This window comes from Streptomyces sp. NPDC015032, assembly GCF_043080425.1.
In the GTDB taxonomy this organism is placed as follows: domain Bacteria; phylum Actinomycetota; class Actinomycetes; order Streptomycetales; family Streptomycetaceae; genus Streptomyces.
In genome coordinates, this window is sequence record NZ_JBIBVN010000007.1 from 7,742 (window position 1) to 25,969 (window position 18,228).

The 18,228-nt window shown below is 69.4% G+C and carries 22 protein-coding genes and 1 pseudogene; 12 read left to right on the plus strand and 11 right to left on the minus strand.

Annotated features, from left to right (window positions below):
- The first annotated feature begins 349 nt into the window (after positions 1-349).
- The 6 genes from ACF08M_RS13055 to ACF08M_RS13080 all read left to right on the plus strand — a co-directional run bounded on the left by ACF08M_RS13055 (position 350) and on the right by ACF08M_RS13080 (position 5,426).
- Positions 350-784 (plus strand): hypothetical protein, encoded by a 435-nt coding sequence (locus tag ACF08M_RS13055; protein ID WP_392185317.1) that lies wholly within the window; start codon positions 350-352, stop codon positions 782-784.
- Between the two features lie 270 nt (positions 785-1,054).
- Entirely contained in the window at positions 1,055-1,888 is an 834-nt protein-coding gene (locus tag ACF08M_RS13060) for a CPBP family intramembrane glutamic endopeptidase (RefSeq protein WP_392185318.1), read from the plus strand.
- Complete coding sequence (locus ACF08M_RS13065) at positions 1,885-3,051, plus strand: sensor histidine kinase (RefSeq protein ID WP_392185319.1); 1,167 nt, start codon at positions 1,885-1,887, stop codon at positions 3,049-3,051. Before ACF08M_RS13060 ends, ACF08M_RS13065 begins: the two co-directional genes overlap by 4 nt.
- Positions 3,048-3,716: a response regulator gene (locus ACF08M_RS13070; RefSeq protein WP_392185320.1), complete on the plus strand. Its 669-nt coding sequence runs from the start codon at positions 3,048-3,050 to the stop codon at positions 3,714-3,716. Before ACF08M_RS13065 ends, ACF08M_RS13070 begins: the two co-directional genes overlap by 4 nt.
- A gap of 141 nt (positions 3,717-3,857) precedes the next feature.
- Positions 3,858-4,772 (plus strand): alpha/beta fold hydrolase, encoded by a 915-nt coding sequence (locus ACF08M_RS13075; RefSeq protein ID WP_392185321.1) that lies wholly within the window; start codon positions 3,858-3,860, stop codon positions 4,770-4,772.
- 315 nt (positions 4,773-5,087) lie between these two features.
- Positions 5,088-5,426, plus strand: a complete 339-nt coding sequence (locus tag ACF08M_RS13080) for a hypothetical protein (protein ID WP_392185322.1) — start codon at positions 5,088-5,090, stop codon at positions 5,424-5,426.
- Positions 5,427-5,509: 83 nt separating this feature from the next.
- Here ACF08M_RS13080 and ACF08M_RS13085 read toward each other — a convergent pair whose 3' ends face one another.
- Positions 5,510-5,878, minus strand: coding sequence for a transposase (locus ACF08M_RS13085; protein ID WP_392185323.1), 369 nt, complete (start codon positions 5,876-5,878; stop codon positions 5,510-5,512).
- Here ACF08M_RS13085 and ACF08M_RS13090 point away from each other — a divergent pair.
- Positions 5,877-6,419: a winged helix-turn-helix domain-containing protein gene (locus ACF08M_RS13090; RefSeq protein WP_392185324.1), complete on the plus strand. Its 543-nt coding sequence runs from the start codon at positions 5,877-5,879 to the stop codon at positions 6,417-6,419. The two genes, ACF08M_RS13085 and ACF08M_RS13090, sit on opposite strands and share 2 nt — an antisense overlap.
- 215 nt (positions 6,420-6,634) lie before the next feature.
- Here ACF08M_RS13090 and ACF08M_RS13095 read toward each other — a convergent pair whose 3' ends face one another.
- Complete coding sequence (locus ACF08M_RS13095; RefSeq protein ID WP_392185325.1) at positions 6,635-8,110, minus strand: sensor histidine kinase; 1,476 nt, start codon at positions 8,108-8,110, stop codon at positions 6,635-6,637.
- The gene (locus tag ACF08M_RS13100) at positions 8,097-8,777 is read right to left on the minus strand and encodes a response regulator transcription factor (protein ID WP_392185326.1); all 681 of its coding nucleotides are present in this window, start codon (positions 8,775-8,777) and stop codon (positions 8,097-8,099) included. The genes ACF08M_RS13095 and ACF08M_RS13100 overlap by 14 nt, the downstream gene beginning before the upstream one ends.
- Before the next feature lie 275 nt (positions 8,778-9,052).
- Here ACF08M_RS13100 and ACF08M_RS13105 point away from each other — a divergent pair, with 275 nt between their 5' ends.
- Entirely contained in the window at positions 9,053-10,474 is a 1,422-nt protein-coding gene (locus ACF08M_RS13105; protein ID WP_392185327.1) for a hypothetical protein, read from the plus strand.
- Positions 10,475-10,901: 427 nt separating this feature from the next.
- Here ACF08M_RS13105 and ACF08M_RS13110 read toward each other — a convergent pair whose 3' ends face one another.
- Positions 10,902-11,123, minus strand: coding sequence for a hypothetical protein (locus ACF08M_RS13110; protein WP_392185328.1), 222 nt, complete (start codon positions 11,121-11,123; stop codon positions 10,902-10,904).
- Between ACF08M_RS13110 and ACF08M_RS13115 the strand changes: the two genes are divergently transcribed.
- The gene (locus tag ACF08M_RS13115) at positions 11,104-11,277 is read left to right on the plus strand and encodes a hypothetical protein (protein ID WP_392185329.1); all 174 of its coding nucleotides are present in this window, start codon (positions 11,104-11,106) and stop codon (positions 11,275-11,277) included. The two genes, ACF08M_RS13110 and ACF08M_RS13115, sit on opposite strands and share 20 nt — an antisense overlap.
- Here ACF08M_RS13115 and ACF08M_RS13120 read toward each other — a convergent pair.
- From ACF08M_RS13120 to ACF08M_RS13130, 3 genes and pseudogenes are all read right to left on the minus strand, one after another.
- Positions 11,262-11,702 (minus strand): annotated as a pseudogene (locus tag ACF08M_RS13120) (hypothetical protein); the annotation flags it as partial. The gene ACF08M_RS13115 and the pseudogene ACF08M_RS13120 sit on opposite strands and share 16 nt — an antisense overlap.
- A 57-nt stretch (positions 11,703-11,759) precedes the next feature.
- A complete protein-coding gene (locus ACF08M_RS13125; protein WP_392185330.1) occupies positions 11,760-11,933 on the minus strand; it encodes a hypothetical protein in 174 nt (57 codons plus the stop codon).
- Positions 11,934-12,072: 139 nt separating this feature from the next.
- The gene (locus tag ACF08M_RS13130) at positions 12,073-13,023 is read right to left on the minus strand and encodes an NADP-dependent oxidoreductase (protein WP_392185331.1); all 951 of its coding nucleotides are present in this window, start codon (positions 13,021-13,023) and stop codon (positions 12,073-12,075) included.
- 83 nt (positions 13,024-13,106) lie between these two features.
- Here ACF08M_RS13130 and ACF08M_RS13135 point away from each other — a divergent pair, with 83 nt between their 5' ends.
- The 3 genes from ACF08M_RS13135 (at position 13,107) to ACF08M_RS13145 (ending at position 14,281) form a co-directional block, all read left to right on the plus strand.
- Positions 13,107-13,679, plus strand: a complete 573-nt coding sequence (locus ACF08M_RS13135; RefSeq protein WP_392185332.1) for a TetR/AcrR family transcriptional regulator — start codon at positions 13,107-13,109, stop codon at positions 13,677-13,679.
- A 165-nt stretch (positions 13,680-13,844) separates the two neighbouring features.
- Entirely contained in the window at positions 13,845-14,099 is a 255-nt protein-coding gene (locus tag ACF08M_RS13140) for an XRE family transcriptional regulator (RefSeq protein ID WP_392185522.1), read from the plus strand.
- Positions 14,100-14,128: 29 nt separating this feature from the next.
- A complete protein-coding gene (locus tag ACF08M_RS13145) occupies positions 14,129-14,281 on the plus strand; it encodes a hypothetical protein (RefSeq protein WP_392185333.1) in 153 nt (50 codons plus the stop codon).
- Positions 14,282-14,442: 161 nt separating this feature from the next.
- On the opposite strand, the gene ACF08M_RS13150 is transcribed toward ACF08M_RS13145, so the two are convergent.
- Genes ACF08M_RS13150 through ACF08M_RS13165 form a run of 4 tightly spaced genes read right to left on the minus strand, consistent with a single transcriptional unit; the run spans position 14,443 to position 18,177 of the window.
- Positions 14,443-14,754 carry a hypothetical protein gene (locus ACF08M_RS13150; protein ID WP_392185334.1) on the minus strand — a complete coding sequence of 104 codons (312 nt, stop codon included), beginning with the start codon at positions 14,752-14,754 and terminating at the stop codon, positions 14,443-14,445.
- Between the two features lies 1 nt (position 14,755).
- The gene (locus ACF08M_RS13155) at positions 14,756-15,463 is read right to left on the minus strand and encodes an ABC transporter ATP-binding protein (RefSeq protein ID WP_392185335.1); all 708 of its coding nucleotides are present in this window, start codon (positions 15,461-15,463) and stop codon (positions 14,756-14,758) included.
- 2 nt (positions 15,464-15,465) lie between these two features.
- Positions 15,466-16,875, minus strand: a complete 1,410-nt coding sequence (locus tag ACF08M_RS13160) for an ABC transporter permease (RefSeq protein WP_392185336.1) — start codon at positions 16,873-16,875, stop codon at positions 15,466-15,468.
- A 42-nt stretch (positions 16,876-16,917) separates the two neighbouring features.
- Positions 16,918-18,177, minus strand: coding sequence for an ABC transporter permease (locus ACF08M_RS13165; RefSeq protein WP_392185337.1), 1,260 nt, complete (start codon positions 18,175-18,177; stop codon positions 16,918-16,920).
- Positions 18,178-18,228: the final 51 nt, after the last annotated feature.

Consider the following 18,228-nt stretch of genomic DNA (forward strand, 5'->3'; position numbering starts at 1 on the left):
GCTCGGCCCCCCCCCCCCCCCAACACACCTTTGTGGCTACCCCCCCCCCCACCACCCCCCCCTTCCGTGTATGCGCCCAGCATGGGTGATTGCTTGGGGGTGGAAGTCCCTGGGGGAAGAGGTGGTGCTAACCCCGAGCCGGGAGTACGGGCGGGAAGCCGTTGACAATGTCTGACAGCTGCTGGTGCAGCCCCGACACGTATGCGGCCTGGCCGCTGTCGTCGACGGGCTTGATGTCCAGCACGACCCAGGTGCCGAGTAGTCCTGCTGCTCTCGCTCGACCAGAGCGCGGCGTTCCTCTGGGTCGACGTCGTCAGACAGGACGTCGACGACCTCGACGTCAGCTTCCGTGGGCTCGGGAGCGATCCTGTGGGCGCTGGCGAACCCGAAACTCGACGAACGGGAAGTGCTCCAGGCCATGCTCGACGTCGATGAAGACCTGGTCGCCGACCGGCCCGGACTGCTGATCACCGCGGACAAGGGCTTCGCCTCCAAGGAGTTCGAGAATGACCTGGTCATGCGTGGGGCCGAACTGCTGCGGCCCTCGTTCAAGCGGGAGAAGAAGCGCAAGGGCGAGGGCCTGCTCAAGTCGGTGCGGCAGCTGATCGAGTCCGTGAACGACACCCTCAAGGGGCAGTTGGACCTGGAGCAGCACGGCGGACGGACCTTCGAGGGCGTCGCCGTCCGTGTCGCCCAGCGCATCCTCGCCATGGCCGCCGCTATCTGGCGCAACCACAAGACCGGCGCCCCGAGCATGCGGTCGCTGGTCGCATTCGATCACTGAATACATCGGACTTATTCGTCTAGCGTGGGCCGCATGAGCGAGACCGTCTACGAGACACCCGCCTCTGGGCCGCTATCGTCGACCGCCTGGTTCTGTACGTGACGTTTTCACCTACGCAGCCAGACGCCGAAATGGTGGTTGTCCCCCGTGGGAGCGACGCGCAGGTGCGCTCTGCGTGGGGACGATTGTCGGCCGCCGGATCCGTAGCGTTCCGATCAGTCGCGGAGCACCGGCCGCGGACACCGATTCGGGCGGTACGAAGGGGTTCTCATGAGATTCGTCTGGCAACTGCTGGCCGTCGTGGCCGTCTCGTTCATAGGGGGTCAGGCGGTGATCGCCGCCGAGGGCAACTGGCTCCTCCGGCTGGTCCTGGGTCTCCTGGCCGCCGCGCTCGCGCTGTTGGTCTACGGCTGGGTGGTCCGGCGGACCGAGCGCCGCCCGTCCACCGAGGTGGGCCGGGAAGGTGCCGGCAAGGCGTTCGGCCGGGGCACGCTGCTCGGCGCCGTGCTGTTCAGCATGGTCATCACCAACCTCGCCGCCTCCGGTTACTACAAGGTGGACGGCCTGGACTCGGTGACCGGGGCGCTGGGGCTGGTCGGCTTCATGGCCGTCGCCGCGGTGACCGAGGAACTGCTGTACCGCGGCGTGCTGCTGCGCATCATCGAGCAGCGCATCGGCACCTGGCTCGCGCTGGTCGCGACCAGCCTCCTGTTCGGCCTGTCCCACCTGCTCAACGAGCACGCCACCCTCTGGGGAGCCATCGCCATCGCTGTCGAGGCGGGCGGCATGCTCGGCGGCGCCTACATCGCCACCCGCACCCTCTGGCTGCCGATCGGCCTGCACTTCGGCTGGAACTTCGCGGAGTCCGGCATCTTCGGCACCGAGGTCTCCGGCAACGGCACCGAGCACGGCCTGCTCGGCTCGGTGACCTCGGGGCCGCGGCTGCTGACCGGCGGTGAGTTCGGCCCGGAGGCGAGCGTGTACTCGGTGCTGTTCGGTGTGCTGACGACGGCCGCGTTCATGTGGCTGGCGCACCGCCGGGGCAACCTGGTCCCCCGCCGTCGGGCCGACCGGTCCGGCGCCGTCGCTACACTCGCCCGGTGATCAGCCTTCGGCGGGCCCGGGAACTGTGGCACCGGTTCGACGTGACGGCCTGGTTCTGGCCGCTGGGACCGGTGCTCCTGGTTGCCGCGCTCCTGCCCGGACTCCGAGGCCACGGCACGGTGGTCGGCACCGTGCCGGACCGCCCGTTCGACGCCCTGGCCGTCGTGGCCGTCGTCTGCGAGACCCTGCCGCTCGCCCTGTGCCGACGCTGGCCGACCGTCTGCCTGACCGTGGTGTCCGTCGGCTTCGCCGCCGACCAACTGCGCGGCTACCACTCCCTGGGCGGCACCGGACTGGCCCTGGCGCTGGTGGGCGCCGGCTCCCGCCTGGAAAGCCACCGCCGCCCCAAGCTCCTCGCCTTCACCGCGGCCTACGTGCTGTTCTGTGTCGCGCTGCACCGGCTGGGCCGGGGCGAGTCGCCCGCCGAGTTCGTGCTGTTCTACCTGGCGATGGCCCTGGTGTGGGCCATCGGGAACTGGCTGCGCGCCACGCAGGCCGCGGAGGAGGAACGCCGCCGGCGAGTCGCCGAGGACACGTTGATCGCCGAACGCCAGCGCATCGCCCGCGAGTTGCACGACGTGGTCACGCACCACGTGACGGCCATGGTCGTGCAGGCGGAGGCGGCCCGCTATCTGAACGCGGCCCCCGAACGCCTCGACCAGTCGCTGACTGCCGTCACCGACACCGGCCGCCGGGCGATCACCGACCTGCGTCATCTGCTGGACCTGCTGAACCCCGACCACGGCACGCATTCCGCGGCCGAACCCAGGACGCCGCCCGTCGGCCGCCTGCTCACCCTCGTCGAGGACACGCGCCGGGCGGGACAGCCGGTGGAGTTCACCGAGGAGGGCACGCCGGCGGAGTCGACCGGCAGCGCCGACCTGGTGGCCTACCGGGTGGTGCAGGAAGCGCTGACCAATGCCCTCAAGTACGCCCATGGCGGCCGGACCTCGGTCGAGATACGGCACAGCGAGAAGGAGATCACGGTGAAGGTCAGTACGGACCACTCCGGCTCGGCGGCGGCGTCGCCGGGCGGCAGCGGGCGGGGCCTGACGGGGCTGCGGGAACGGGTCAACGTCCTGGGCGGCGACTTCGAGGCGGGCCGCACGGCCGGGGGCGGCTTCGTGGTCCGCGCGCGCATACCCGCGGGAGCGTCCTCATGACCGCACCGGCCGCACCGGTCCGGGTGGTGGTCTGCGACGACCAGGCCCTCATCCGCACCGGCCTGGTGACCATCATCGACGCGCAGCCGGACATGGAGGTGGCGGGCGAGTGCGGGGACGGCCGGGCCGCGGTCGACATGGCGGCCCGCCTGCATCCGGACGTGGTGGTGATGGACGTCCGGATGCCGGTCCTGGACGGCATAGAGGCCACCCGCCTCCTGGCCGGCTCGGCGGTCCCGAACCCGGCGAAAGTCCTGGTCGTGACGACCTTCAACCTCGACGAGTACGTCTACGAGGCCCTGCGCGCGGGCGCCAGCGGCTTCCTCCTGAAGGACGCGCCCCCGGCCCAGCTCCTGCACGGCATCCGCACGGTGGCCTCGGGCGCGGCGCTGCTGGACCCGGAGGTCACCCGCCAGCTCGTCGGCAAGTACGCGGCCCGCATCCGCCCCACGGACACGGCCCCAGACGGCCACCCGCTGACACCGCGCGAGCTGGAGGTGCTCCGCCTCATCGCGGACGGCCTGTCGAACAGCGAGATAGCGAAGGCGCTTCAGATCAGCCAGGAGACGGTGAAGACGTTCGTCTCCCGCATCCTGACGAAGCTGGGCCTGCGCGACCGCGTCCAGGCGGTGGTGTACGCCTACCGCCACGGCCTGGCGACCTGACGGTCGCGGGCTTGTCCCCCGACTGAGCTACGGACAAGTGCGCACCGTGGGGTGACGATTCGGTCGTGGGAGATCAATAAATTTCAGTTGTGCCGCCGACCGGGGGGCAGAGCCCCGAGGCCCTGACGAGAGGAACAACTGATGACCACGACCACCCGCAAGCTGATCAAGGCAACCTCGGTGGCCGCCACCCTGTGCGCGGTGGCAGGCGCGGGCCTGATCGCCTACGGCGGAACGCAGGCGGAGGGGGTAACGCGGCCGCAGGCCTTCACGGGCACGGGAACGAAGAAGATCGCGGTGAACGGCCACACGATCAACGTCTCCTGCACCGGTACGGCGCGGCACAGCGAGCCGGTCGTGATGCTGCTTCCGGGCGGCGGTGACGGCCTGGACGCGACGGCCGACCTCCAGAAGACACTGAGCAGGAAACAGCGGGTCTGCTCCTACGACCGCCTGGGCGAGGGCGAGAGCGACCAGCCGCAAAGCCTCCAGACGATGCTGGACACGGGCAGGATCCTGACGGGCGTGCTCAACCGCGTCACGGGCGACCACCCGGTGATTCTGGCCGGCCACTCCCTGGGCGGCTACATAGCCGCCCGTTACGCCCCCGACCACCGGGACAAGGTCAAGGGCCTGGTCCTGATGGACGCCACGATCCCCAACCTGAGCGCCGACATCGCCAAGGCGATCCCCGACTCGGCGACGGGCATGCCGGCCGAACTCCGTGACCAGACCCTGGCGGTGAACCAGGGCGAGAACCCGGAGCGGTTCCTAATCGCGGACGGCAAGGTCCGCTCGGCGGGCGACATGCCTGTGCAGATCATCAAGCACGAGTCCCAGTACGCGGAGGTCCCGGACTACGGCCCGGCCCTGGAGGCCATGTGGTCCAAGGGCCAGCACGAGTGGCTGTCCCTGTCCCGGAACGCCTCCCTCACCACGGCCAAGGGCAGCGGCCACTACATCTACGTGGACCGCCCGGACGTGGCGGTAGCGGCGATCGAGCGGGTGACGGACCGGGTCGCGGAACACGGCCGGAACGGCCGGCCGCGCACCTGATGCCCGGTAGCCGGGGCCGAGCCCGGAACGCATCGGTCGCGCGCTCCGGCCGCAGGATCCGGGGCGCTGAGGGTCCACAGTGGGCCCAGGCCGTGATCACGCCTCCCACCTGCACCGTTGGCCGACGTCCCCCTCGGCGCGCCAGCGGCGCACCCACTTGTAGGGGTGTGTACTGGTGAGCTCGCGTAATCAACTGTCTCCAGTTCTCAGCTTCAGTGGGCCCGTTGGTGACCTTGTGTGATCCCTGGAACCGTGCACCGTGCCATCGCGTCTGTCGCGGGCATGAGCAGAAAGACCACGGGACGGACCACGGGCATGAACCCAACGACCAGAGGTGCCGCCGGATGCCTCCTCGCCGGCCTGGGTTCGACGACCGCGCCGCTTGTCTGGGCACCGCGGGCCGCGTCCAGTGTCGACGGCGGGTTCGAGGGCCAGGCTCGCGATCTGAGCGTGCTCTTCGTCGATCTGCCGCTCATCGTGCTCGGCGGCGCTCTGCTTCCGCTCTTCGCCTGGACGCTGACCACGCAATGGGTGCACCGTCTCTGGGTCGCGGCACTCGCAGCCGTGGCCGCGCTCGCGCTCGGGGTGTGGGGGCTCACCGAGTGGTGGACCCCCCGCCAGCAGCCGGACCCCGGTTACGGACCCGGGATCTGACTCCGGCGCCGTCCGGCGGGGTGTGGGGGCGGGGCACGGGGACCGGCAGGGCGAGGCCGAGCCCGCTTGTCCATCTCTCTTGGTCACCGTGTGTGGTCACTGGGGGCATAGTGGCGCCAGGTTCCTCCGGCCTCGGCGGCGAGCTGGGCGGTGGTGTCGTCGTGGTAGCCGAGCATGCGGGCGACCACGGGAGCGGGGGCCAGGAGCACGAGATGGCGGATCGCCGATGTGCGTCCTCGCTGGGTGGGGAAGCCCACGGCTGTCGGTTGTACGGGCCGGTCCGAGGACGTCGTCCCGTTGCGCCGCCACCGCGACACCCAGCTGTGCAGCGTGCCCGGGTTGATGCCGAGCTCCTCGGCGACGTCCCCGGCCGACCTCCCGGTCTCGATCACGATGCGCACCGCGCCCTCACGGAACTCGGCGTCGTACGGCGGCTTCTTCTTGGACCCCATGGATCCCAACTTCCCCTGCAATCACGGACTCCACGCTACGAGGGGATGGTCAGACGTCACCACGCCACCGGCAGGATGGCCGTATGCCTGGCACGCAGACTGGCGTCAGGGTGGCAGGGCTGCCCTGGAGCCCAGGGGAGCCGGTGGCTTTCCGTGCCGGCTCAGCGATGCCCAGACGGAGCGGTTGCAGACCGAGCTGGAGGCCGGCCCGGCGGCGCACGGCTGGGTGGAGGACCAGCGGTGGACCCTCGCGAGGGTCGCGGAGCTGATTCACCGGCTGTTCGGGCACCGGTCCACCCCGCGCGGGGTGTCATATCTGCTGCACAGGCTGGGCTGGTCACCGCAGGTCCCCGCACACAGGGCCGTCGAGCGGGACGAGCAAGGCGTTGAGCTGTGGCGAACGGAGCAGTGGTCACGGGTAAGAGGACGGCCCAGCTCCTGGGCGCGTGGACAGCTTTCGAGGACGAGGCCGGACAGGACCCGAAGCCCGGGAAGGGCCGGACCTGGTCGCGGCGGGGCCGGACGCCGCTGGGCAAGGTGACAGGCAAGGGTTCAGGTCGTGTCCTGATGGCCGGGATGATCTGCCTCAGGCCGGGTCGTACAACCAGGCTGATCTACCGCACGAGGGTCAGAGAACGGACCGATGAGGCCGTGAAGGAAGATCACTGGTAGCACGGGATGCCAGTCTCTCACTCGTCGTCGGGGACGGTCCACCAGGGAGCCTCTTCCATCCGCGTCGGGTCGCGGTGAAGCGCGTTATTTCTCGGCTGGGATGGGGGCTCGGGGAAGGCGTAGCTCGAAGCATGCTCCGAGGGTGCGGGGGGTGAAGGTGAGGGTGCCTCGGTGGCGGTGGGCCAGGTCGCGGGCGATGGCGAGGCCCAGGCCGGTGCCGCCGTGGTCGCGGGAGCGGGCGTCGTCGAGCCGGACGAAGCGTTCGAAGATGCGCTCGGCGTCCTCGGTGGGCACCCCCGGTCCGTCGTCGTGCACCGTGAGGACGACCCGGTCATCCTGGTTCCGGACGGTGATCTGGATGCGGTGCGCGGCGTGGCGGATGGCGTTGTCGATGAGGTTGCGCAGCAGCCGTTCGAGTTCGTCGGGGTTTCCATGTACGTACACGGAGGCGGTGCTGTCGCAGCTGAGGGTCAACGACCGTTCGGCGAGTGGGTATTGCTCGGTCAGCCGGGAGGCGAGGGCTGCCAGGTCGACGGTTTCGGGGGCGGCTGTGGGGGTGCGGGTGTCCAGGCGGGCGAGGAGCAGCAGGTCTTCGGCGAGGGCCTGGAGGCGGCGGGTCTGTCGTGCGGCGGTGGTGGCCGTGGCGGGCCAGTCGGTGCGTTCCGGGTAGGCGAGCGCGACTTCCAGGCTGGCCAGCAGTGTGGTGAGGGGGCTGCGCAGTTCGTGGGCGGCGTCCGCGACGAAGCGGCGTTGCTGGGCGGCGGCGTTGTCGAGGCGCTGGAGGGTGGTGTTGATGGTGGTGGCCAGGGCGGTGATCTCGTGTCCCGTGGCGGGGACGGTGACCCGTTCACGGGGGTCGCTCGCGGTGACCGAGGCGGTGAGGACACGGATGGCTTCGACCGGCCGCAGCGCGATGCGGACGGCGAAATAGGTGACGGCGGCGATCAGTACGAGGCTGACGATCCCGGCCAGGAGCAGCAGACGGTCGGTGATCTCGGTGATCGCCTCGGCCGTGTACGGCAGCACCACCACATAGACCCGCAGCTTGGCGGCGGCGGCGACACCCAGAGCGGCGACTTTGTCGCTGCTGAGTTCATCGGCCCAGATATCGGCGGTCATGACCCGCTGGGTCCCGCCGGCCATACTGAATTTGTCCCTGGGGTTGTAGTGGCGGTTCACAGGTATGCGGACGGTGGTGAGCGGTATCAGCGCGGCCGTCCCGGCCGTCGGCGGGGTGGGCATCACATGGCGGGTGCCGGGATCGAAGTCCGCCATGCTTCCGCCGTAGGCGACAGCGGTGCGTCGGCCGGTCGCGACGACCTCGTACGGCACGGCGCTTGTGGACACGGGAATGACACCCTGCCTCAACTGTTCGCAGAGAGACCCGAGTTGTGTCCGGGCTTGTTCTTCGGCGATCTGCGTTCCCTGGCGGTGGACGTCGTGGTATACCCACCAGCCGATGCCGGCCAGAATGACGGCGGCGGTCGAGGCGGCGGCCAGGGCCGCTCCGGCTCGTACCGAACGCGGCCACCAGCGGCGTCGCGGCTCAGTCGCGTTCACGGTCGTCCACCAGCCGGTAGCCGGTACCCCGTACGGTCTGCAGGGACTGCCGGTGGAACGCGGCGTCCACCTTCTTGCGCAGGGCGCTGACGCGCGCCTCCACCAGGTTGGGATCCTCGGCTTCGTCGGGCCACGCGTGATAGAGCAGATCCGTTTTGGAGACCGCCTGGCCCGCCCGGCGGGCCAGCAACTCCAGCACGGCGAACTCCCGGGGTGTGAGTTCCACCCGGACCCCGGCCCGGCGGCAGACCCGGCCGGCGACATCCAACGAGAGGTCGCCCACGGCAAGGACGGGCGGGGCGGCCGTCGCGGCTCGTCTGACCAGGGCCCGCAGCCGTGCGACGAGCACCATGTAGGAGAAGGGTTTGGCCAGGTAGTCATCGGCCCCCGTGTCCAGGGCCTCTGCCTGATCCCACTCCCCGTCCTTGGCGGTGAGTACCAGGATGGGGGTCGCGTTGCCCTCCCGGCGCAGCTGGGCGCAGACCTTGTAGCCGTTGAGTGAGGGCAGCATCAAGTCCAGTACGACAAGGGCGTATTGACCGGTCCGGGCCATCCACAGTCCCTGCCGGCCGTCATGGGCGAGGTCGACGCTGTAGCCCTCGGCGGTCAGACCGGTGTGCAGGGTGTGGGCAAGGTCCACTTCGTCTTCGACCACCAGGATGCGCATGGGGTGCAGCCTCGCACACTGCCGACCCGCCTTCCTGATCGGCCGGTCAGGTTGGGTCAGCAAGCGGTCAACGAGGTCCGGGCACGCTGGCGGAGTGTCTTCGCCACTGCTGAAAGGCCCTGTCGCCGATGTCCCTTGATAAACGTGCCCCCGCCGAGGCCAGGACGGTTTCCCCTGATGAACGTGCGCCCGCCGTGGTCAGGACGGTGTCCCCTCCCGTACCCGCCCGTAGACCATCACCGGGCCCGGCCAAAGCCGTCATCGTCATCGCGCCCTTGTCGCTGACCATCGCTCTGGGGCTCTGGGGTATCCGCAGGAAGAACACGATGTGGGGGGACGAGTCCGTCACCTATCAGCTCGCGCACCGCGATCTTTCGCAGATATGGCACACCGCCCAGCATGTTGATCTGGTCCATGCCCTTTACTACGCCGTGATGCATGAGATCTTCGGTCTCTTCGGCGGGGGGCTGCTGACGTTGCGGCTGCCGTCGGTGCTGGCAATGTCCGTGGCGGCGAGCGGAGTCGGGCTTGTGGCGCTACGCCTGGCGGGACCCCGTGCCGGGCTGCTGGCCGGGCTGGTGTTTCCGCTCCTTCCCCAGGTTCAGAAGTACGCGCAGGAAGGCCGCTCGTATGCCATGGTCTGTGCCCTGGTCACCTGGGCCACCTATGCGCTCGTGGTCAGCGTCCCGCATCGCGCCCGGTGGCGGTGGGCGGTCTATGGCTCCACCATGCTGCTGGCCTGTCTGCTCCATGAGTTCGCGGTCCTCGCCCTGGTCGCACACGGCGTCACACTGGTCGTCTCCCGTGTTCCACGACCGGTGATCAGGTCGTGGAGTGTGACTGCCGCGGGCGTTGTGGCCGGGCTGTTGCCACTGGCGATCCGCAGTGTGGGGCAGTCGGAGCAGGTGTCCTGGATCGGCGGGCCGGTGCGGCTTCCCTATTTGCTGGTTGTGGCGGTCGTGGGCGTGGTGTGTGCCCGAGCGCCCCTGGGGGTGAGGGGGCCCGTACGGCTTTCTGCGCTGGCTGTGCCGATTCTTGTGCTCCCGGGCCTTCTGCTGCTGATCGCCTCACTGGTCAAGCCCCTCTTCGTCGACCGGTATGTGCTCTACAGCAACATCGGAATCGCCTTGCTGCTGGGCGCCTGGATGGATTACTTCCACCGGCTGCGGCAGTCTTCCCGCAACGCGTGGATCGCGGCGGTTGCCGTAGTTGCCGTACTGGCCGCGCTCGTGCCGCCGAGCCTGTGGCTGCGGACGCCCCAGAGCCGGAGCAATGACGTCACCGCCATCGGGGCCACCGTACGCAAGGAAGGCCGTCCCGGCGACGGGCTGCTCTATCTCTTTGGCCGGCACCGGATCTTGACCGCGGCCAACCCCGAGGACACCCGTTTCCTCACGGATCTGGCCCTGGCACAGGACCCCGTTTCATCGAACACACTTGCAGGTGTCGAGCTTCCCGCCCAGGACATTGCGGCACGCATGCTGGAATTCGACCGGATCGTCGCGGTCCGCGCGGCGGATGCGCACTCGCCGACCAACCCGCAGGAGGAAGCGAAAACAAGCACCCTGCGGCGCCACTTCCGGGAGTACGGAACAACCCATGTCAACGGGGCGCGAGTCACCGTCTATGTCCGAGACCACGACCCGTCTCCGAAAGCCGGTCCTGATCCAACAGCCCGGGAACGAGCGGTGGGGTGATGAGGTGACCGCGACTGGTGCCGGCCCCGTGTCGGCACCAGTCGCCGTCACGCTGTCCCGACCCGGAAGCCACGGACCCTGACTCAGCTGGGCGTTGGACGTGGCTCGCCCGCGTTGGGCGGCGGTGGTGCCGGCGATAAGCAGCAGATCGCTCGCCACCGCTCGCACACCCGCACACCAGCCGCTCTGGAAGGCATGCTCCAAACCGGCCCGGGGGGATACCGGAGACCTGTACGCAGGCCCGGTCCCTGATGCGCCGGCACGCGGAGAGAACCTGTGGGTGATCCCGAGCGCGCCGGACCTGTTCCACCCTGCCGCGCCGGCTGCACAGCACGCGCAGCAGCGCCGGCTTTGGCCGGGCCGGCAGGCACACGGCCTGGTTACCTGCCGGAGCTGATGACGAGGGGGACGACGGTCACGACCGATGTCAGGGCTCCCATCGCTGTTGCGATGGGAGCCGCCAGGGTGTGGTGCTGATGGACTCGGGACGGACGCCGAGCCGGTGGAGCACATGCGCGGGGGTATCGGTGATCCACTCGCCGACCGCCAACAGCGAGGTCGCTCCGGCCAGTACGGCGCACGCGGTGAGGGCGAGTACGGCGGCGAGTGCGTCCGGGCGCTTCGGCGAGATGACCGAGAACCACCGCAAGGCCATGTTCCGCGCCGAACAGCTGCTGCCGGCCCTCCCGGCGGACTTCGAGGTCGTGGTGGCCGGGCAGCGGCCGCGCACGCTGGATCGCGGCGGCGAGCAGGTGCACGCCGAGGACGCCACGCTGCTCGCCCGTCGTCAGCCCAGGTCGTAGGCGAGCACCGTCACCGAGTGCGCCGGAAAGGCATAGCGTCCGTCCGGCGTCTCCACCGCCCCGCGCTCCCGCACCGCGACCCGGTCGGGCTCGGTCAGGCTGTTGGCCGCGAGCACGTCGTCCGCCTCCGCGCCCAGGTCCCGGACCTGTGCCACGGCCGGCAGCCCGCCGCCGCCCGCGCCGTCCCGGACGATACGGGCTGTCAGCGCCGCGTCCCGGTGCCGGTTGACCACGGCCACGTACAGCCGCCGCCCGTCCGCCGACAGCGAGGCGCTCGCGTCCAGGTGCGGCACGACCCCGGGCCGGGTGCTGAACTCGCCCCCGGCGTCGGGGTTGTCCCCCTGGCGGACGGCCTCGCTGCGGGCCGGGCCCTCGACCGTCGTGGGCAGCGCCACCGGCCCGGTGTGGTTCTGGTACAGGGCCCAGACGTGGTACGACCTGCTCGGACGTCAGCCCGGACGCCTCCGCCAGCGCCTCCACCGTTACGTCATCTCAGGCGAGCACACCAACAGCAATCTCTTCCCGTCGAGCAGCGGGGTCAGCGGGCTGACGAACGAGGAGTCCAGCACGCAGATGACACGGCCCTCGCCAGGCCCGAGCGCGACACCGCACTGGGCGCAGATATCCGGCGACGGTTCGACCTCGTCCGGCCTCATGCACGAGCCCTACCCCCGACCCGCGATCACTACGGAGGATCGCAAACGGGACGTTGGTGTCTTGGTGAGGCGCTTGCGGCAGGCCCGTTATCGACACGCAGGAGAGCAATAGCGGGCAGGACGAGGACTGGCGGGGCGATCACAGGACGAGCATGAGCTTGCCGCCGGGGCGGCGGGATTGGCTGAGCTTGGCCGCTTCCTGGATCTCGTCGAGGGTATAGGTGCGGGCGACCGGTACGACCAGGATGCCTTCGCCGGCGAGCCTGGCGAACTCATTCATCTGGTCGTAGCGGATCTCGGTGGTGATCCGGACGCCCAGTTCGGCTGCGGCGGCGAAGTCCGAGACGGTGAGGACACGGTCGGGATCCCCGGTCAGCTCGATCAAGGTCGGTAGCGAGCCGCCGGCCGGGCTGGGCTGGTCGGCGCGGTCGATCCGGCCCCCGGTCGGCGCGGTGTCCAGGGCGCGGTCCACGGGGCCTGAGGTCAGTGCGCTGACGCGTTCGGCCATGCCCTCGCCGTAGGCGGTCACCTGGGCGCCGATCTCTTCCAGGGCGGCGGCCCGGGCCGGCCCGGCTGTGGCGATCACCCGAATACCCCGGTGCAGCGCGAAGCGCACCGCCGCCTCACCCACGGTGGTGCCCGCGCCGTGGACGAGCAGTAGCTCACCCGGCTGGACGCCGAGGTCGTCGAGCGCGCGCCACGCCGTCTCGGCCGCCATCGGCAGCGCGGCGGCCTGCTCGGCGGTGACGCCCTCGGGAATGCGTGCCCAGGCCGGCATCAGCGCGTACTCGGCGGCGCCGGCCGTCGGGCCGTCGAAGGTGGCCGGGCCGAACACGCGGTCGCCGATCTGGACGCCGGTGACGCCGTCGCCGAGCGCGTCGACGGTGCCCGCGACCTCCAGGCCGAGCCCGCGCGGCAGCGGCGGCAGCTGGTCGGCGAGGAGGCCATCGACGACGTGCCAGTCGGCCGGTGTCAGGCCGCACGCCCGCACGGCGATCCGGATCTGGCCGGGCCCTGGCTCCGGCTGTGGGACGTCGCGGAGCACGATCACGTCCGGGGAACCGAACCGGTCGAATTGCAGAGCCTTCATGGCGATCTCCTGGCTAATGACAGCATCTGTTGTCATCGACCATACCAGCTGATGACAGCTCCTGTTGTTGTACGCTGGTGGCTATGCCGCGATGGGAATCCGACGCACAGGGCCGCCTCGAACGCGCGGCGCTCGAGCTGTTCGAGACGCAGGGCTTCGAGCGCACCTCTGTCGCGCAGATCGCAGACGCCGCCGGTCTGAAGGAGCGCTCCTTCTACCGCTACTTCCCCGACAAGCGGGAAGTCCTCTTCGCCGGCAAGGAACTCGAGGCCCACCTCGTCGCCCAGCTCGAGGCGGTCGACCCGGGCCTCACCCCGATCGAGGCGCTGCTGACGGCGCTGGGAACCGCCGAGGAGATCTTCCGCCCACGCGAGTTCCTGCTGCGCCGGGCAAGAGTGATCGCCGCCAACCCGGCACTGGCCGAGCGCGATCTGATCAAGCTCGCCGACATCGCGGACGCACTGGCACCGGCGCTCGAGCGCCGCGGCGTCGAGCCCGGCAAAGCACGCTTCATCATCGACGTGGTGCTGGCGATCCACCGGCGCGCCATGCCCCGCTGGCTGGCCGAGCCGGACACCACCCTCGCTCAGCTCATGACCCAGGCCGCCGCCGAACTGCGCGAGGCGTTCACACCGCCGGCTCCGACAGTCCGCTGAGCCCGCGCGGAGTAGCGTGATGGGCCGCGGCGGTGGACACGATCGACACACGCGCACGCGTCCCGGAAGACCATCGGGACGAGAGTGATGGTCATCTGCGTGGCGCCAATCTCTTGAGATGGCACACCTAGCGGACATCACGAACAGCACTCTCGTGGGGAGGAAATACAAAGCAAGGCACGCGCCAACCTGAAGTATCGGCTGCGAGCGCGCCGCCTGGCAGAGATCCGTCGCCGCCAGCGACGGACACAGGCGGAAGTCGCCACCGCCATGGGCATCGCGCCGCCGAACGTCTCCCGCATCGAGCGCGGCGGCCTCGACGACGTCGACCTGCCCACCCTCCGCGATTACGTCGCGGCCCTGGACGGCGAGCTACGCATCGTCCTCGACTTTGGCGATCACCAGATCGAGGCCTGCTGACCGCGACAACCGAGGAACAGGAGACACAGGTGAGACGCAGACCACTGGAGAGCGAGCCACTCCTGGCGTTCTCCCTCGGAGAGATCCCCGACAGGCAACCAACCCGCGGCGAGCTCCTGCGGCACGAGATCCGCCGCCGAGCCCGCAACCTCCTGATCACGCTGAAGATCCGCCACCGCTAAACCATCGTGAACCGGCCTTCGGCGAGACGCACGTCGGGACCTCCCGCTTGAGCCGCGTAGGAGCGTTGGTCCGGTACAGCCCGGGTATCTCGCCCTCACCGCGCGGGTGGGTCCCGGGCCGGGGTGGCACCACCCGATCCGGGACGCACCGGCGACGGTTGTTAACCGCCGAGCTGCGACGGGTTGAGGACCTTGCACTTCTCGGCGGCCTCTTCGAGCGTGTTCGCGTCCCCGGAGCCCGGGTTCAGGTCGCCCTCGATGTCGGTGCCGAAGCCGTTGTCCCGTAGGCACTGCTGGTAGCGCACGAACCTGTCCTGGTAGTCGTCGGGTGCGTCACCGCCGCTACTCTGGCCTGGATCGCTGCCCTGGGAGCTCGGCGGCCGCTCGCCGTCTGGCTCGTTATCCGAACCGCAAGCCGTGAGGGTGGCCGCCAGCAGCACCGCGGCCACCGCGGCAGTCCACGTGCCGCGCATCTCAGTGACCCCGATGCGGGGTGGAGGTGATCCTGCCCTTGCGCAGGGTCAGGGTGGTATCGGACTGGGCGGCTAGTTGCTGGGAGTGGGTGACGACCACGACGCACTTGTTCTGGTCGTGGGCCAGTTCCTGGAAGATGCCGATGATGCCCTGGGCGGTGTCTTCGTCCAGGTTGCCGGTGGGTTCGTCGGCGAAGAGGATATCGACGTCGCAGGCCAGGGCGCGGGCGATGGCGACGCGCTGCTGCTGGCCGCCGGAGAGCTGCATGACGCTGCGGGTGGCCTGGTGCTTGTCCAGGCCCACCTTCTCCAGCAGCGCCAGGGCGCGGGCCTTCTTGTTGCGGACCTTGACGCCGGTGATCTCCATGGCGGTGGTGACGTTCTGCGCTGCGGTCATGTAGGTGAGCAGGTTGTACTGCTGGAAGATGGTGGCCACGTGCTTGTTGCGGTACCGGCCCAGGCCGATCTTCTCCAAGTCCTGGCCGTCGAAGCGGATCGAGCCCTGGGTGGGGGCGTCCAGGCCCGAGGCCAGGGACAGCAGGGTGGTCTTGCCGCTGCCCGACGGGCCCAGGACGGTGTAGAAGATGCCGCGTTCGAAGCTGTAGTCGATCTGCTTGAGCACGGTGGTCTTGCGACGCTGCCCGGCGTAGGTATGGCTGAGTCCGGTGATCTGCAGCACCGGCGCGGGGGGCAGGGTGGCACTGGTCATGGTCATTTGCCCTTCGAGAGGATGGTGCGGGGGGACAGGCGCAGTACGGATGCGGCGGGGATGGTGGTGGCCAGTAGGCCGATCCCCAGGCCCACGCCGGCCACGGTGGCCAGGGCGCCGTTGTCGAGCCGGACGGTGATCTTGTCGATGGGGTCGGCGCCCTCTACCGGCTTGTCGTTCATGTCGATGCCTTCGCTCAGGCCCGTGGAGCCGGGCGGCGGGGGCTTCCAGGCGTTGAGCTTCTTCTGGGCGGCGCTCGCCTCACTGCTCACCATGGAGCCGGCGGCCTTCTGGGTGAGCTGTTCGGCGAACAGCGAGCTGAGCCCGATGGCCAGTGTGGCGACCACCACGATCTCGGTGACCTGCTGGGCGACGAGCTTCCACTTCTGCTCACCCATCGACAGCAGTACGCCGAACTCCTTGCGGCGCTGCTTGACCGCCAGGGTGGTCAGCAGTGCCAGCACCGCGGCGCCCGCGATGCCGATCAGCCACATCGCGGCGGTGGCGGAGGAGGCGACGGCCGACAGCGGGCCGGTCATCTGCTTCACGGCCTTGTCGTTGATCATGAAGGCGAAGCCGTCGAGCTCGGCAGCGGCCTTGTCCTTGGCCTGCTTCTCGAAGGCCTTCAGATCATTCGGGTTGTCGAGGGTGAAGGTGGCTTTGCTGACGGTCACTGCCTCGCTCTGGCCGCCTCCCAGGTGCTTGGCCGCGGCGCCGATCGGGGTGATGAGGCCATTCCCGGCGGGGGTGAGGTAGTCCGGGTCCTGCTCGGCGGAGTCGCGGTAGATGCCGGCCACGGTGAACTCTATGTACTCGGCGACCTTCTCCTGGCCGGTGGACGCGTCCGCCTCGATCCGGCCGAGCTTGAGCTTGTCCCCGGTCTTGAGGTTGTTCCGTTTGGCGAACCGCTCCTCGATGAGGACCACTGTTCGGTCCCGGTCCGCCCTGGTGATCGGCTTGCCGTCCAGCAGTTTCTGCGAGCCGCTGCTGAATCCGGGCATCGCGTCGGATTCCAAGGCCCCGACGACCAGGGGGGGCATGCCAGAGCTGGGATCCGCCTTCGCTTCGGACGCGCCCTCGTACGTCACGTCGTCGGTGAAGCCTGTGGGGTAGTAGGACTGGTAGTTGTACCGCTTGACTAGCGGCGAGTCGGCGATCTTGTCCACGGTCGAGGTGGTGATCTGCGGCGCTTGGGGCATGCCCCCACTCTGGGTCAGCTTGTTCATGTCCATGCCCATGGTGACGTCGGCGCCGATCTTGTTCTTGGCGGCGTCACCGGCCCGGACCGTGGCGTCCCGGATCAGTACGCCACCGAGCACCATCGCCGAGATGGCCAGGAAGGTTGCCAGCATGATCAGGGTCTTGCCCTTGCGGAACCACAGGCTCAGGCCGGCCCGTTTGAGGAAGTTCATGTCGGATTTCGCCTAACTCGCTCAGTCATGTCGCCGACGCGCCTATTCACTGTCGGTGAGGATCGATCGGGGGTGGAGGCGCAGGATGCCGATACCTGGGATCACGGTGGACACCAGCGAGATACCGAGGCCGAGGCCGGCCACCTTGCCGAGGTCGCCGCTCTGCATCCGCATCTCGGGCGGCGGCAGTTGCGCTGTCGGTGGGCCGGGTTGGGCCGCGGTGTCCGGCGCGGTGAGAACCTTGGCGCCGGCATCCGGGCCGAAGGCCGCTCCGGCCAGGGCCGCCACGGCGACCGCCGGCACTGCCACGGCCGCGACCTCCACGGTGTGCTGGCCGATGAGCTTCCACTTCTTCTCGCCGAGGGAGAGCAGCATGCCCAGCTCGTCGCGGCGCTCGCGGATGGTGAGGGTGACGATGAGGCCGAGGATCACAGTGCCCGCGCCGGCGATCAGCCACACAAACACACCGGCGAAGGCGCCTACCTTGCGCAGCGGCTGCACCTGCTCGCGGAACGCCTTGTCGTTGACGTCAAAGCGGAAGCCGTCGCCGCCCAGCTGCCGCTTGGCCTCGGCGTGCAGCACCCGGGCCTTCTCCGGCGAGGAGAGCTTGAAGACCGCTTCGCCGAGCTTGTCTCCCATGCTCAGCGGAGCGAGGGCGGCGAGGGGGGCGTAGATCTGGTTCGCGGGCAGCTCGGCCGGCTTCCGCCAGAGGCCTCCGCCGCCTTCCCGTGGCGCTTGGAAGATGCCGACGACGTCGTACGACGCCTGCCCTTTGCCGTCCGGAGAGGTCAGCTTGATCTTGTCCCCGACCTTGAGGCCGTTCTTCTCGGCCAGTTGCTTGTCGATCAGCACGACCTTGTGGTCCGCGTCCCTCGCGGTGATCGGCCGGCCGTCGACCAGCTTGGTATGGCCGGTCGCGAAGTCCAGCAGCATCTCTGACTCGCACAGCCCGGTCAGCCCCGGTCCGTCGTCCTGCGACCTGCTCTCCGGCGGTCGCGGCGCGTCCGGCTGAAGCAGCTTCAGCCCCGGCGCCCGCGAGGTCCCGCCCAGCACCAGGTTGTACCGCTCCACCAGCGGCGAGGCGCCCAGCTTCGCGGCCGCGTCCGCCGTCAGCTTGTCGCCCCGCACGGTAACGTCCACACCGATCTTGCGCTGCGCCCCGGCCTCCTGCCGTGCCACGGCGCCCTGCAGCATGAAGCCGCCCAGCAGCAGCGTGCACACCACCAGGAAGATCCCCAGTAGTAGTGCCGATTTACCAGTTCGCGCGATCAGGCTGAGCCCGGCCCGCTTGACGAAGTTCATGCACCGAGGAGAACAGGTGGCCGCTTACAGTTGGATAAGCGTGTTGCAGCG